Raw genomic sequence first — 13,548 nt, forward strand, 5'->3', positions numbered from 1 at the left:
CCGCGCCGCGCCCCTACCAGGCGACGACAGCCGCCGGTAAAAGGCGAACCGTCATGACCGCACAACTGAGCTATCCGGTACGCGTAGACGCCTGCACCGGTGGGTGTTGCGGGTCGCCGCGCGGTGAGAGCGGGCCGGTAGGCCCGGCGCCAGCCGGCCGCCTTCAACGCCAGGAGTGAGAGATGGATCAATCCGCACGATCAGATCCGGTACGCCTGAAGGTCTGCATCGTCGGCGCCTCCGGGAAACTCGGGCAGTACATGGTGAGACATGCGCTGGACCGCGGCTACCAGGTGGTCGGCGTGTGCCGGGAAGCCAGCGTGGGCAAGCTCGACGCGTTCAAAGGACGCATGACAGTCGTGGCAGGAGCGACCGACGACCGCGATGTCATCGCCCGCGCTGTCGACGGGTGCGACGGGGTGCTGACCGTCCTGGTTCCGCGGGGCGTGCACGGCTACTCGTCAGGCACGGCCCAGGCAGTCCTCGACCACGCGCGGCCCGGAGCGCGTCTGGTCTTCTCATCCGGGTGGCACATCAGCCGCGACGGTCACGACGTGTACTCCTGGAAGCTCAAGGCGCTGGTCAGGATCGCCGGCCCGCTCGCCAAGCTGGCTCGTTTCGCCGACCTCGATGACCAGGTGGAAGCCTGCCGGCGGATCTTCGCCAGTAACACCCGGTGGACGGTGGTCCGCGGCAGCGACCTGCAGGAGGGTGAGAGCCAGGGACTACCGGTCTGGAGCCGGCACGTGGGGGACCCGATCCTGGCGAGCAACCTCACCCGCCGGGTGGACTTCGCCCTGTTCATGGTGGACGCCCTGACCAACGATGAACTGGTTCGGCAAGCACCGGCGATCGTCGGCTGCCGGACGCCGTCGGCGCTGGCCCATCCCGTCACCGGTGCGGGCGCGCGATGAGCGTGCGACCCGACCCGGCGCGGTCTCTGCCGACCGACGCACTTCGCCGGGTCACCGGAAGCCTGTTCCTGGTCGGCTCGATCGCGTTCGCAGTCGCGGCCACCGTGCTGTCCTCGACGTTCGACTGGCCCGACATCCTGAGGGAGCCGGCCGGTGTGGTGCTGCCGGCGTTCGCCGTCGGCGGTACCAGCCTGGTGTGGACGTGGTTCGCCACCGCGTGGACCTACGCGATCCTCGCCGTACCCGTCCTGCTGCTCCCCGCCGCGCTCGGCCGCCGCGACGACGCCGCGCTGCGGGTCGCCACCTACGTCGGTGCCACCTCGGTACTGCTGTCCCTGATCGGCTTCCTGCGCTGGGTCTTCGTCGTCCCGGCCCTGGCTCAGTCCTACGTCACCGGCGACGCCACCACCCGGGCCGCGGCCGGGGCCGCATGGACCGCACAACACCAGTTCGGCGGCGCACTGCTCGGCGAACACCTCGGCCAGCTGATGGCGGTCGGCTGGTCGGTGACGGTCTGCATCATCATCGTGCGCACCCGGGCACTGCCCCGGTGGCTGGGGCTGGTGGGCCTCGCCGCCAGCCTGCTCTACCTGCTGAACCAGGGCGACATTCTCGCCACCACGATTCCCGGCTTCCCGGTCTGGGACCTCGCCGGCCTGCTCGGAAGCACCACGTGGGGACTGTGGGTCGCGGCCCTCGGCGCGACGCTGCTTCTCCGCCGATCCCGTCGCGGCTCTGCGCCGGTCCGGAGCCGAGCCGATACCGGCGCCGGCACTCATGCCGTGACCCGGCCGGCTGCCGGCGCCGCGACCGCGGCGTGAACGTCACGGCGCCGGACCCGAGCCACGTCGTGAGCCCATCGGCCCGCCTGGCCGACTATCTGAAGGTACGGCGGGAACGACTGCGCCCCGCCGACGTCGGCCTGGCCGCCGGTAGCGGGCAGCGCCGGGTCATCGGACTCCGCCGTGAAGAGGTGGCCATCCTCGCCGGCATCAGCACCGACTACTACCTTCGTCTCGAACAGGGACGCGACGTGCACCCCTCGGCACAGGTGCTCGACGCGCTGGCGCGGGCACTCCAGCTCGATCCGGTGGCGACGGCATACCTGCATGGACTCACGCAACCGCCGGGCACCCCGGACGACGCCGGCGAAGGCGACACCGTGCACGAGAGCACCCGCTGGCTGATCGATTCCTGGCCACTGACCGCGGCCGTCATCCACAACCAGTACATCGACGTGCTGGCGTCCAACGCGCTGGTGCGGGCCTTGAACCCGAACTACCGGACCGGCGTCAACAGCGTGCTCTCGCTCCTGCTGGATCCGTCCGAGCGGACCTTCCACACCGACTGGCACGGGCTCGCCGCACGCTCGGTCGCCCTGCTGCGGACCATGGCTGCCACTAACGGTGAGGATCAACGCCTGCGTGCCATCGTCGCGGAAGGATCCGCCCGTAGCGCCACCTTCCGGGAGTTCTGGGGGCGGCATGACGTGGCGTGCTCGCCGTCGCCGTCGATCTGTCCGACGCGGAGGCGCCCGCGCAGCTCGTCGCCCGGGCGGCCCACTTCGGCGGACTCGACATCGTCATCAACAACGTCGGCGCCGTCACCCCGCGCACCGCGGGTTTCCTGCAGGTCAGCGACGACGACTGGCACACGACCCTCAACCTCACCCTGATGGCGGCCGTGCGCACCACCCGGGCGGCCGTTCCGCTGCTCATCGAACGGGGCGGCGGAACCGTCGTCACGATCTGCTCCGTCAACGCCCTACCTGCCCGACCCCGGCGTGATCGACTATTCGGCCACCAAGGCCGCGGTGTGGAACCTGTCCAAGTCACTGTCGAAGGAGTTCGGCGCGCAGGGTCTTCGTTTCAACACGATCAGCCCCGGGCCGGTCGCCACCGCGCTGTGGCTCGGCGAGCAGGGCGTCGCTGCCACGGTCGCCGCCAGCATGGGCGTTTCGTTCGACGAGGCGCGCCGCCGCATCATCGACAGCGCCGGCGGCTTCTCGACCGGCCGTTTCACCGAACCGGAAGAAGTCGCGGACCTCGCGATCCTGCTCGCCAGTGGCCGCGCCGGCAACGTGACCGGCGCCGATTTTCTCATCGACGGCGGACTGGCGAAGCAACTCTGAACCGCGCACGGCCATCCCAAGGAAGGCACCGCATGGCTGCAACACCAGTCGTCTTCATCCACGGACTCTGGATCCACTCCGCTTCGTGGGCGCCCTGGCTCGACCTCTTCACCGAACACGGCTACCGCCCGGCCGCGCCCGGCTGGCCCGGCGACGCCGCCACCGTCGCCCAGACCCGCGCTGCCGCAGCCGCCCTCGACGACGTGGGCATCGAGCAGATCTGCCACCACTACGCCGACTACATCGACACCCTCGACAGCAAGCCGATCGTGATCGGCCATTCCTTCGGCGGTCTCATCGCCCAGGAACTGCTGGCCAACAATCTCGCGGTCGCCGCCGTCGCCATCGACCCGGCACCCATCAAAGGCGTGAAGACCCTGCCGTTCTCGCAGCTGCGCTCCGGCTTCCCCGTACTGGGCAATCCCGCGAACAAGAAGCGCACGGTAGCGCTGACGGCGAAGCAGTTCCGCTACAGCTTCGGCAACGCCCTCACCGCCCAGGAGTCCGACGCCCTGTTCGAAGCGTGGACGATCCCGGGACCCGGCCGGCCGCTCTTCGAGGACGCCACCGCGAACTTCTCCCGCAACTCCCCGGCCAAGGTGAACACCCACCAGGCGGTACGCGGCCCCCTGCTGCTGATCTCCGGCAGCGACGACCACACCGTGCCGAAGGCGGTCACCCTCGAAGTGGCCAAGATGTACGAGGACAGCCCGGGCTCCATCACCGAATACCGCGAATTCGCCGACCGTGGTCACTCCCTGACCATCGACGCCGGCTGGCGCACCATCGCCGACGCGACGCTCGAGTGGCTCGCCTCGCACCCCGCTATCCGAGAGGACACCCGTGCCTACTGACCGAGCCACGGCTCGTCGCGGGCCATGGACCGCCGCCTTCGCGCTGACCGTCACCCTCGTTCTCGTCACGGCCCTGCTACCCGGGCAGCCGGCGTCCGCGCACACCGCCGCGCCCCAGCCCAGGCCCACTGTCGTCCTGGTCCACGGCGCCTGGGCGGACGGCTCGTCGTGGAACGCTGTCGTGCAGCGGCTGCAGCGGGCGGGCTACCCGCTCCGAGTTCCGCCGAACCCGCTGCGCAGTCTGCCGGCCGACTCGGCCACCCTCAGCGGCTTCCTGTCGACGTTCACCGGACCCGTCGTCCTGGCCGGCCACTCCTACGGCGGCGCCGTCATCACCAACGCCGCAACCGGCAACACCAACATCAACATCAAAGCCCTGGTGTACGTGGACGCCTTCGCACCCGACGCGGGGGAGACCATCTTCCCGCTCAGCGGCGCCGAATCAGCTCTCGCCGTGGACCCGGCAACAGTCTTCGACTTCGTGCCCTACTCCGGGGCGCCCGCCGGCGACGTCGATCTGTACCTCAAGCGCAGCACTTTCCTGACCTCTTTTGCCACCGGAGTTCCGGCCCGCACGGCTGAACTGCTCTACGCCGCTCAACGCCCGCTCGCGCTCAGCGCCGGCAACCAGCCCTCGGGCACCCCGGCCTGGAGAACCATCCCGTCCTGGTATCTGGTCGGCACCCAGGACACGATCATCACGCCCACAGCGCAGCGATTCATGGCTTCTCGCGCTCACGCCCGTACCGTGCAGGTCCGCGCCGGGCACCTGTCACTGATCACTCAGCCGGGGCCCGTCAGCGACCTCATCATCAAGGCGGCCCGCGCCACGGACTGACCCTCCGCCGTTCCGCATCCCACCCCCCGCCGGGCCGCTGACGGCCCGGCGGGTGTCCGCGGCATCCGGACGACAGAGCGACCGTGCCGCGTCAGCGCTTGGTGGACAGGATGTTCGAGGAGTGCCCGGCCTGCTCGTCGCGCTTCAGGCGCTTCGCCGTCTGCTTCTCCTTGATCGTCTTGCCCTTCTTCTTGACGTTCGCCTTGGTCGTCGAGTCCTTGGACATGATCGAACCTCCTGGAACAGGTCGGTGAACGTGCAGCGTGGTACCCGCCCTGACCGCGGCGTGCAGGAGACGAAGGAGCCGCGCAGTCGCGGAGTCGTTCACTGCACGTTGACCCTACGCTGTTTCCGCTGCTGCCAACGGTGGCAGTACATCGTAGGAGGCGACCACGAAGCAGGCGTAGTCTTGGGCTGTCGCTCCGGACCCCGGCGGCTCCGATCCAACGCCGGCGGACGCGACCCTGAAAGAGCAGACAATGATCATTTCCAAAGCCCTCGTGCTCAGCATCCTTCGCGAGCGTGGGCAGAACGACCGAGCCAACTTCGTCGACCGCGAGCTACCCGAACGCATCGACTCCGCGCAGCACGGGGGTCTGCTGGCCACGCTGCACCTCGATCCGAGCAAGCTGGCCGCCGCCGATCCGGCGTGACGGGCCGGTAACTCGAACGAACGTCAGGTTCGTGGCGACTGCGGCAGCTCCGCGACGAGGCTGGCGCCGCTTGCGGTGTCGGCCGCGTACAGGCTGCCGCCGTGGCGTACGGCGATGTCCCGGGCGATAGCCAGGCCCAGGCCGGCGCCGCCGTGGCGGCGATCGCGGGCTTGGTCGACCCGCGCGAACCGTTCGAAAACCTGTTCCCGGTCGGCCTCCGGGATGCCGGGGCCGTCGTCGCGGACCTCCACTCGAACGATGCCGGGCTCGGCTTCCGCGACGGTCACGGTGATGCGGTCGCGTGCGTATCGGGAGGCGTTGTCCAGAAGGTTTCTCAGCATTCTGGCCAGTTCTTCCTCGCGCCCGATCACCTGTGCGGGCCCCTCGGCCACCACGACGAACCGCTCGTCCGGCGGCACCCGATAGCGGCGCTCACCGACCAGTTCCTCGGCGATCGCGGCGATGTCGACCGGCTTTCCGCGAGCCGGCGCCGTCCGTTCCAGCCGGGCGAGCAGCAGCAGGTCGTCGATGAGCCGCTGCAACCGCTCGGTGCCGGTGCGCAGCACCTCCGGGTCGACAACGCCGCCGTGCGTGGCGGCGACCTCGACGGTATTGCGCAGGCCGGCGAGAGGGCTACGCAGCTCGTGCGCCGCGTCGGCGACGAACCGGCGTTGCCGTTCGGCCGCGTCGGTGATCCGGTCGAGGGTTTCGTTCATGGTGACGGCCAGCCGGGCGATCTCGTCGCCGGTACGCGGCTGGGGCACCCGGCTGCTCATGTCCGCGGCGGTGATGCGGGCCAGCTCGGCGCGCATCCGCTCGACCGGGCGCAGCGCGCGTCCGGCCGCCCACCAGGCAACCGCGGCGACGAACAGGATCGCTGCGGGCAGACCACGTCGGAGCCAATGGTCGACCGGGGCCACGGCGGCCTCCGCGTCGAGCGGAGAGACGAGTACGTAGACGGTCGCGCCCGAAGGGCTGACGTTGTAGGTCACCAGGGTGACCTCGCGACCGTCGAGCTGCCCCGGTGCGCCGCTGCGGGCCGGTCGCAGGTGAACGTCGAGGCGGCCGAAGAAGTCCTCGTTCTCCTGCGGTGGGACGGCCGGGAAGGTCAGACCGCTGTCCCGCACGTAAGAGGCCAGTTGGTTCTGGGCCAGCAGCACCTTGCCGTGGATGTCGACCACCGCGAAGCTGAGCTCCATGCCGTAATACGGGAACTCGTACCACTTGTCGTATGAACAACGCGCAGCATCAGCAACGCAGTCCACCGCCAGGGTGCCCCCGTCCGCGTTGATTCCGGCCGCAGGGGTCTGGTAGGTCGAGGCGATGGCGCGGGCCTGTGACTGCGCGGTCGCGACGGACCCGGCCACACTGTTCGCGTGGATCACGTGGCGCAGCCAGAGCGCCCCGCCCCCGAGGCACAATGCTGCCGCCAGCGCCGCCGCGGCCGCCGCCCGGACCCGTACCGGCAGCTGCGGCCTAGGCACTGGCGTCGACCAGTCGGTAGCCGGCGCCGCGGATCGTCTCGATGCTCAGCAGGCCGAACGGCACATCGATCCTGCGGCGCAGGGCCCGGATGTAGACCTCGACGATGTTCAGGTCACCGTCGTAGGCCGCGTCCCATACCTCGTCCAGTATCTCCGCCTTGCTCACCACCGTGTTCGCCCGGCGCGCCAGGCAGGCCAGGACCGAGAACTGCTTGGCGGTCAACGTGATCGGTGTCGAGCCGCGCGAACAGACCCGCCGCGCCTGGTCGACGACCAGATCACCGACTTTCAGCAGCGCCGGCCGGGGCTCACCACCCCGGCGCAGCAGCGCTCGCACGCGGGCCAGCAGCACGACGTACGAAAAAGGCTTCGTCAGATAGTCATCCGCCCCGGTGTCCAGGGCCTCCGCCTCGTCGTACTCGCCGTCCTTGGCCGTCAGGACCAGGACCGGCGTGCTCACCCGCTGCTCCCGCAGCCGAGCGCACACCTGATAACCGTTCAGCTGCGGCAGCATCAGATCGAGAATGACCGCTTGATAGCCCTCGCTCGAGGCGAGTTCGAGCCCGATGTTCCCGTCGTGAGCCACATCGACGGTGTAACCCTCCGCAGTCAGGCCGCGACGCAAGGACTCGGCCAGTTCCCGCTCGTCTTCCACAATCAGCAGCCGCACCCGGCCATCCTGCCAGCTCATGGCCGCACCAACCTGAAGCCCGTTTCAGCTGCCGGGGGAGTGACGCGGGCGAAGAGCACGACCCCACCGTCGGAGGTCACTCTCTGATAGCCGGGCACCGCCTCCGGGGGGTCGAGGACGGCCACCCACTCGGGCTGGACCACGGCGTTCGGGTAGAAGGGGAACAGGTAGACCTCGCAGCGGGCGGTGAGCTGCGGCGCCAGCCGCTGGTCGGCCGCCACGACCGCATCGTCGGGGATCCGCGCCAGCGCCGACCGGATCGCCGCGGCCGCCGGGTCACGCCGCCAGGTGGCCGGGTCGGCCAGGGCGTTGAGCGGCAGCACCGCCGACGCGGACACCCCGACGGCCAGGCAGGCGGCCGGCAGCCACCGGCGGCACCGGTCGAGCAGGGCCGGCGGGGCGTCCAGCATCGCCACGAAGACGATCGGCATCAGCACCGCGCTGTAGTGGTACTTCGTCCCCCAGTAGTGCGGGTTGTCCGCCCAGAATCGCCAGGTCAGCGTGGGCAGGGTCAGCAACAGCAGCGGTGAGCGTACGGCGAGAAAGCCGGTCGGAAGCAGCAGCAGGACCACCGTCAGCAGTTTGACCGGAACCCCGGTCAGCAGGGCGCTGCCGGAGGTGTAGGTGTACGCGTCGGCCTGGTTGAACGCCGGGATGAGGACCCGGACGATGAGCAGGCCGGCGGCGACCGCACCGCCGACGGTCGCGAGGCCGAGGCGCCACCGGCCGCGCAGGACGAGGTAGGCGCCGATCGCCGCGACGGTCAGCGGCAGGTCCTCCTTGACCAGCAGCAGCGGCGCCGCCCAGGCCACCGCCACACCCCACCGCCGCCGCACCAGGCACTCGAGGCTGAACGCCAGCAGCGGGACGGCGAAGCAGATCTCGTGGAAGTCGAAGCCGGCCGCCTGCTGGATGCCCCAGGACAGCCCGTAGGCGGTGCCGATCGCCAGGCCACCCCGGGTCCCGTACCGCGCGACAGCCAGCCGGGTCACCGGCACCGCGGACAGCGCCAGCAGCGCGGCCTGCACGATCAGCAGGGTGATCGGGCTCGGGAACACCCGGTAGATCGGTGCGAGCAGGATCAGGATCGGATGGAAGTGGTCGCCGAGCAGGTGGACGCCGGGCCCCTTCAGCGGTGCCAGCGGAGCGCCCAGACCGGCGTAGCCGCGCACCCCCTGTTCGAAAATGCCCAGGTCAAAGGCATTGGTGCGCACCCTGAGGTGCTTCGTGACCGCCACCATGGCGTACGCCGAGAAGAGCGCGACCGCCAGCAGAACGACTCGTTTCGACACGCGGCGATGATCGGCACCGCCGCCTGAACCGGACCTGAAGCAGGCTGAAGATCACTTCAGCCGTCCCGCCGGAGTTATCAGTCCTTCATGCGCAGGGTGTGGCTGGGCGAGTGGCCGTACTGGGCGCGGTAGGCGGCGGCGAAGCGGCCCAGGTGCAGGAATCCCCACCGGTAGGCGATCTCGGTGACGGTTCGCCCGCCGCTGTCCGGGCGGAGCAGGTCCTCGTGAGCTTTGGCGAGCCGTAGCCGGCGCAGGTAGGTCATGGGAGACATACCGGTATGCCGGTGGAAGCCTTCTTGCAGCGAGCGCACGCTCACTCCCGCTGTCCGTGCGAGATCGTTGATGGTGATGGCTCGTCCGGGGTCGGCCTCCATGCTGTCGATGGCGATCTTGACGTGCCGGGGCCGGCTCGGCGTCACCGAACCGGCAAGCTCGGCGCGGTACTGATGGTCGGTGGCCAGCAGCACGCCGGTCAGCACGCAGCTCCACAAGCGGCTGGCGATGAGCGGCTGGTGCAGGAGTCCGTTGTGGTTGTCCAGCTCAGCGTGGATGAGGCGCAGCAACCGGACGAGGCTGCGGCCCGGACCGGTCGTGAAGTCGTTTCCGAGCGGGATGTGCAGCGGTCCCTGCACGGGGTGTCCGAGGAGTTCAGCGAGCGTGCTCTCGAGTGCGGACGCGTCGATCTTCGTGGCGATCTGGCGGCAGCCGCCACTGATCAAGGGTTGGTCGACGCTCCCGGAGGGCCGGAACAGAGTCGCCCACCCAAGGCCGGCGGCGGCCTCCGCACCGTGCTGGCGGGCCTGCACGTGGCCGGCGAGGGGCAGGTTGAGCTGGTAGGCGTCCAGATATCCCAGACCGGTCGACACGTCCACGCCGTACGCCAGGTCACCGACCGTCAACGGGCCGAGCTGGACGACGGTCAGATCGAACGAAAAAGCGTCCACCGCACCGCGGGGTTGCACGATCAGCGGGCAGTAGGACCAGTCGAACATCGCGTTCGTCTCATCGGCGCTGGATGCGTGGTAGTGGACCGGGGCGCAGGACCGCCCGCCGTCTTGTTCGGAATCCACTGGCATAGCGAAAGCATGACGCCTTCCGCGGATCCAGCCAATCGCTTGATGGTGGATCGGGCCGGTGCCCGTGAAGACCTTACGCACTTCTTACGGCCGGCTCCGAAGTTCAACTAGCACTTCGGCAGTGCCGTACCCGACACCACCTTCCGGGTGCGGGACGGCAAGCTCACCCACCGGCGTACGGTGAAATCCGGCGGCGACTTCCCGGCGAGCATCGCCGTGTCCGGCCGGACCGTGTACGTCCTCAACGCCGGCGGCACCACCAACGTGACCGGCTTCCGGCTGAGCCGTGACGGGCTGCGCCCGCTTGCGGGCTCGACCCGGAAGCTGGGCATCACCAACGACGCCGTGCCGCTGTTCACCGATTCCCCGCCGCAGGTCGGCTTCAGCCCCGACGGCCGGCACTTGCTGTACGTGCAGAACACCCTCGCGGGCACCATCGAGGGGTTCCGGGTCGGCCTGGACGGTGAGCTCACTCTCGTGGAAACCGAGAACGAGGGACTCCCGGTCTTCGCCGACGGGTCCGGCATGGAGGGCCTGGTCGCCTGGTAGCCGCCGCAAGCAGGCGAGGTACGCGTGCGGCCCCCGCCCCCACGTCCGCCCGCGTACCTCGCCGAACCGTGAGCCGGAGACCCCGTCGCGCTGACGTCAGCGGCCCGCCGCGTCCGCGGTTTTCATTGCGGGAGGCTCGTTCCGCCGGGCACCGGCCCATGTCCAGAGGGCGAAACCCGCGGCCATGGCGAGCATCGTCTGCACTCCCCGCGGCGAGAAGATGTGGCTGTCGATGAAGGACCAGCCGGCGGCGAGCAGCACCACGGTGCCGGGAAGCACCCGGAGGCCGTGCCTGCTGCCCAGCGCGACCGACGCGGCCAGCGTGGCGGCGAGGAGGGCGTACACGCCGACAGCTCCGAGCCCGTCTCCTGTCTCATACAGCGCCAGCACCAGTCGTCGCAGCTCGGTCGGGTCTCCGGGTTGCCCGGCAACAGTGCCTGCGGCGATCCCGGCCACCACGTCCAGACCGGTGTATCCGATGGCGTAGACCGCGGCACAGATCCAGGCGACGATCCGGGCCACCCGGGAAGCGCCGGCGCGGGGCCGTTCCCGCAACAGCACCACGAATCCCAATGCCAGCAGTGGAAAAATCGGCAACAGGACGATGTGCAGCCACACCCAGTGATGGGCCGTCGCGGCCGACAGTCCGCTCGGATGGACGAGGCCGCCCAGTGCGAGCAGTACCGGCCCCAGCACCGCCCACAGACCGTTCATCACCGCGCTGTGCCCCTGCTGTCGGGATCTCACCGGCGTCCGTGGTGCGGCCGTCGGCCGGCACCCGCGAAGCGCAGCGTCGCGAAGACACCCACGCCCAGACCCGCGACCAGCGCGAGCAACGCGACGGGCAGGTTCGTCGACATCGGGCTCTGGCCGGCGGCCGGCAGGGGCCTGGCCGCGGTCGCCGGCGCGGTGGTTCCCGCTGCCGCGGGGTTCGGGGCGGTCGGCAGGGCGGCGAAGTCGACGATGCCGCTGCTCTCCAGCAGCGTCATGTGCGTCACCACGAACTGGTTGGCCTGCTGCGCCAGCTTGCGGACGGTGTCGTTGCGCGTCGTCGCTCGCACCGTACCGATGGCCGGGAAGATCTTTCCGTGCGCCGCGCGGAGCCGGTCGATGTAGATCTCGTCGAACTCGGCTCCTTCGGCATCGCGCATCTCGGCCAGCCATCCCTGCTGGTCGCTGTTCGGCTTCTTCGGCACGCTGATCCTCAGCTTCTTCGCGGCAGCACGGTCGAACGCGTCGAGGACCTCGTGCTGGGCCGCGATCTCGCGGCCGATCTTCCGGATCCGCGGATCCTGCGACTTCTGCTGGGCCATCTCCCCGGCCGGGATCTCCCACAGCCCGGCGAGACGCACCTTGACGACAAGATCCTTGTCGGCGGCCGAGAGGGCGCCCTCGCCCTCGTCGGGGATCAGCTCGTTGGGAGGCACCGGTACGTTGGGCTCGGCGTGCGCCGCCACGGGACTGAGCAGTACCAGCCCGATGGAGCAGACCACGGTGGCGCACAGCCGGCGCGACCTGGTCGAACCGTTTTCCCGCATACGAACCTCCCGGTATCCGCGTGTCGCCCGAAGGCCGTCGACACGTCTTCCCGAGGGGAGGTACGCGGCTTGCCCAGCGAAGGATGAAGCCGCAATGGTTTCGTAAGATCTTCCCGGCCGGCGGCCCCGGCATCGCCGGGGCCGCCTCTGGGCGATCGCTACGCCGCTGCCCAACGTTGGTTGGCGCCGCTGTGACAGTTCCACACGATGACCGCAGAGCCGTTCGCGGTGCCGGCACTGTTGACGTCGAGGCACAACCCGCTCTGGCCGTTGCTGATCGTGCCGTTGCTGTTGCGGTTCCACTGCTGGTTGGCGCCGCCGTTGCAGTCCCAGATCTGCACCCGGGTGCCGGCTGCGGAGTTTGCGGGCACGTCCAGGCACTTGCCCGTCACCTGCAGAGTCTGCCCGTTCTGGGTGAACTGCTGGTTGGGGTTGGTGTGGCAGTCCCAGATCTGCGTCTGTGCACCGTTGGCCGTGCTGGCTCCGCTGACGTCCAGGCACCGGCCGGACCCTTCGTTACGCAGCCGGTTGCCGGTCGGGTTCGGCGGGGGAGTGGTCGGATCCGGCGAAGGACCGGTGCCTTGGAACTGCGCGAAGAACCGCCACACCTCTGCCTTGGTCCAGGTCCGCACGCCGTCCTCGCAGCCGGAGCACCCGTCGACCGGACCCGGCCCGTGGCCACTGTCGTAGGCGGCCCACTGCACCGGGTATCCCGCCCGGCAGGCGTAGAGCGTGGTGACGTGCTGCCCGCTGCCCGGTGACGGTTCGCGTGGGCTCTGTGCAGAGCAGCCGTTGTTCCGGACGAACGTGTCACGCAGCGCCCGTCCCTGGGAGATGTTGAGGACGTTGTCCGAGACGCCGTGCAGACCGAAGTACGCGATCGGCTGGGTGCCGCCGCTGCATCCACTCAGCTGCGCCCCGGAGTAGACCGCGACCGCGCGGAAGACGGTGGCCCGGGCGCACGCGAGGGCATAGCTCATGCCGCCGCCGTAGCTGAACCCGAGGGCGAAGCGCTGCGTCGTGTCGACACAGAGGGCCTCGTCGATCCGCCGGATCATGTCGTCGACGAAGGTGACGTCCTGCCCACCGGGGTTGGCCCAGCCGTTGCCGTTGCCCTGCGGCGCGACCAGGATCGCGCTGTTGTTCGACTGCTCCTGCATACCGTAGTAGGACCAGGTGCTGCCGCTGGTCCCGCCCGAGGCGACGTCGTTCATGGTGCCGCCCCGCCAGTGGAAGGCGAAGATCAACCGGTACTGGTTGTTGCTGTTGTAGTTGGCGGGGACCCGCAGGATGAAGCTGCGATTCTGGCCGCCGCTCTGAATCGTGTGGGTGCCGCTGTTCAACCCGGGGGCCTTGCCGCACCCGGCCGTAGCCGCGAGGGCGACGGTGTCGGCGGCCGCAGCCGCCAGCCGGATTCCGACGACACCGACGCCGGTGAGAATCAGAGCCGCGGCGACGGCTATCGGCGTACGCCATCTGTGCCGATTGGTGCCCTGTCGCATTGCTGCTTCCTTTCGTTGTGGTGGGG

At 69.6% G+C, this 13,548-nt stretch carries 15 protein-coding genes and 2 pseudogenes; 9 read left to right on the forward strand and 8 right to left on the reverse strand.

What is annotated here, in order from left to right:
• Nucleotides 1–182: 182 nt before the first annotated feature.
• The 7 genes and pseudogenes from ACQP2Y_RS14455 to ACQP2Y_RS14485 all read left to right on the forward strand — a co-directional run bounded on the left by ACQP2Y_RS14455 (nt 183) and on the right by ACQP2Y_RS14485 (nt 4,737).
• Nucleotides 183–914: an NAD(P)-dependent oxidoreductase gene (locus ACQP2Y_RS14455; protein ID WP_433728249.1), complete on the forward strand. Its 732-nt coding sequence runs from the start codon at nt 183–185 to the stop codon at nt 912–914.
• Nucleotides 911–1,735 carry a DUF4386 domain-containing protein gene (locus tag ACQP2Y_RS14460; protein ID WP_433728251.1) on the forward strand — a complete coding sequence of 275 codons (825 nt, stop codon included), beginning with the start codon at nt 911–913 and terminating at the stop codon, nt 1,733–1,735. The genes ACQP2Y_RS14455 and ACQP2Y_RS14460 overlap by 4 nt, the downstream gene beginning before the upstream one ends.
• A 29-nt stretch (nt 1,736–1,764) precedes the next feature.
• Nucleotides 1,765–2,352: pseudogene (locus ACQP2Y_RS14465) on the forward strand (helix-turn-helix domain-containing protein); the annotation flags it as partial.
• 56 nt (nt 2,353–2,408) lie between these two features.
• Nucleotides 2,409–2,633: pseudogene (locus tag ACQP2Y_RS14470) on the forward strand (SDR family NAD(P)-dependent oxidoreductase); the annotation flags it as partial.
• A 64-nt stretch (nt 2,634–2,697) separates the two neighbouring features.
• Complete coding sequence (locus ACQP2Y_RS14475) at nt 2,698–3,045, forward strand: SDR family oxidoreductase (protein WP_433731939.1); 348 nt, start codon at nt 2,698–2,700, stop codon at nt 3,043–3,045.
• A gap of 32 nt (nt 3,046–3,077) precedes the next feature.
• Complete coding sequence (locus ACQP2Y_RS14480) at nt 3,078–3,899, forward strand: alpha/beta fold hydrolase (protein ID WP_433731941.1); 822 nt, start codon at nt 3,078–3,080, stop codon at nt 3,897–3,899.
• Nucleotides 3,889–4,737, forward strand: coding sequence for an alpha/beta fold hydrolase (locus tag ACQP2Y_RS14485; RefSeq protein WP_433728253.1), 849 nt, complete (start codon nt 3,889–3,891; stop codon nt 4,735–4,737). The genes ACQP2Y_RS14480 and ACQP2Y_RS14485 overlap by 11 nt, the downstream gene beginning before the upstream one ends.
• A 91-nt stretch (nt 4,738–4,828) precedes the next feature.
• Here ACQP2Y_RS14485 and ACQP2Y_RS14490 read toward each other — a convergent pair whose 3' ends face one another.
• On the reverse strand, nt 4,829–4,963 hold the full coding sequence (locus ACQP2Y_RS14490; protein ID WP_360823484.1) for a hypothetical protein: 135 nt from the start codon (nt 4,961–4,963) through the stop codon (nt 4,829–4,831).
• Nucleotides 4,964–5,216: 253 nt separating this feature from the next.
• Here ACQP2Y_RS14490 and ACQP2Y_RS14495 point away from each other — a divergent pair, with 253 nt between their 5' ends.
• A complete protein-coding gene (locus ACQP2Y_RS14495) occupies nt 5,217–5,390 on the forward strand; it encodes a hypothetical protein (protein WP_433728255.1) in 174 nt (57 codons plus the stop codon).
• A gap of 23 nt (nt 5,391–5,413) precedes the next feature.
• On the opposite strand, the gene ACQP2Y_RS14500 is transcribed toward ACQP2Y_RS14495, so the two are convergent.
• The 4 genes from ACQP2Y_RS14500 to ACQP2Y_RS14515 form a co-directional block, all read right to left on the reverse strand.
• Nucleotides 5,414–6,874: a sensor histidine kinase gene (locus ACQP2Y_RS14500; protein WP_433728257.1), complete on the reverse strand. Its 1,461-nt coding sequence runs from the start codon at nt 6,872–6,874 to the stop codon at nt 5,414–5,416.
• Nucleotides 6,867–7,544 carry a response regulator transcription factor gene (locus tag ACQP2Y_RS14505; protein ID WP_433731943.1) on the reverse strand — a complete coding sequence of 226 codons (678 nt, stop codon included), beginning with the start codon at nt 7,542–7,544 and terminating at the stop codon, nt 6,867–6,869. Before ACQP2Y_RS14505 ends, ACQP2Y_RS14500 begins: the two co-directional genes overlap by 8 nt.
• 17 nt (nt 7,545–7,561) lie before the next feature.
• On the reverse strand, nt 7,562–8,857 hold the full coding sequence (locus ACQP2Y_RS14510) for a DUF2079 domain-containing protein (RefSeq protein ID WP_433728259.1): 1,296 nt from the start codon (nt 8,855–8,857) through the stop codon (nt 7,562–7,564).
• A gap of 77 nt (nt 8,858–8,934) precedes the next feature.
• A complete protein-coding gene (locus ACQP2Y_RS14515; protein WP_433728262.1) occupies nt 8,935–9,933 on the reverse strand; it encodes an AraC family transcriptional regulator in 999 nt (332 codons plus the stop codon).
• Between the two features lie 147 nt (nt 9,934–10,080).
• On the opposite strand from ACQP2Y_RS14515, the gene ACQP2Y_RS14520 reads away from it, so the two are divergent.
• Nucleotides 10,081–10,482: a hypothetical protein gene (locus tag ACQP2Y_RS14520; protein WP_433728264.1), complete on the forward strand. Its 402-nt coding sequence runs from the start codon at nt 10,081–10,083 to the stop codon at nt 10,480–10,482.
• A 96-nt stretch (nt 10,483–10,578) separates the two neighbouring features.
• On the opposite strand, the gene ACQP2Y_RS14525 is transcribed toward ACQP2Y_RS14520, so the two are convergent.
• The 3 genes from ACQP2Y_RS14525 to ACQP2Y_RS14535 all read right to left on the reverse strand — a co-directional run bounded on the left by ACQP2Y_RS14525 (nt 10,579) and on the right by ACQP2Y_RS14535 (nt 13,522).
• The gene (locus ACQP2Y_RS14525) at nt 10,579–11,229 is read right to left on the reverse strand and encodes a hypothetical protein (RefSeq protein WP_433728266.1); all 651 of its coding nucleotides are present in this window, start codon (nt 11,227–11,229) and stop codon (nt 10,579–10,581) included.
• Nucleotides 11,226–12,020, reverse strand: a complete 795-nt coding sequence (locus tag ACQP2Y_RS14530; RefSeq protein WP_433728268.1) for a DUF4142 domain-containing protein — start codon at nt 12,018–12,020, stop codon at nt 11,226–11,228. The genes ACQP2Y_RS14525 and ACQP2Y_RS14530 overlap by 4 nt, the downstream gene beginning before the upstream one ends.
• A gap of 158 nt (nt 12,021–12,178) precedes the next feature.
• The gene (locus ACQP2Y_RS14535; RefSeq protein WP_433728270.1) at nt 12,179–13,522 is read right to left on the reverse strand and encodes a ricin-type beta-trefoil lectin domain protein; all 1,344 of its coding nucleotides are present in this window, start codon (nt 13,520–13,522) and stop codon (nt 12,179–12,181) included.
• Nucleotides 13,523–13,548 lie beyond the last annotated feature (26 nt).

Origin of the sequence: Actinoplanes sp. CA-051413, assembly GCF_050955795.1 — a bacterium.
Taxonomy (GTDB): Bacteria; Actinomycetota; Actinomycetes; order Mycobacteriales; family Micromonosporaceae; genus Actinoplanes.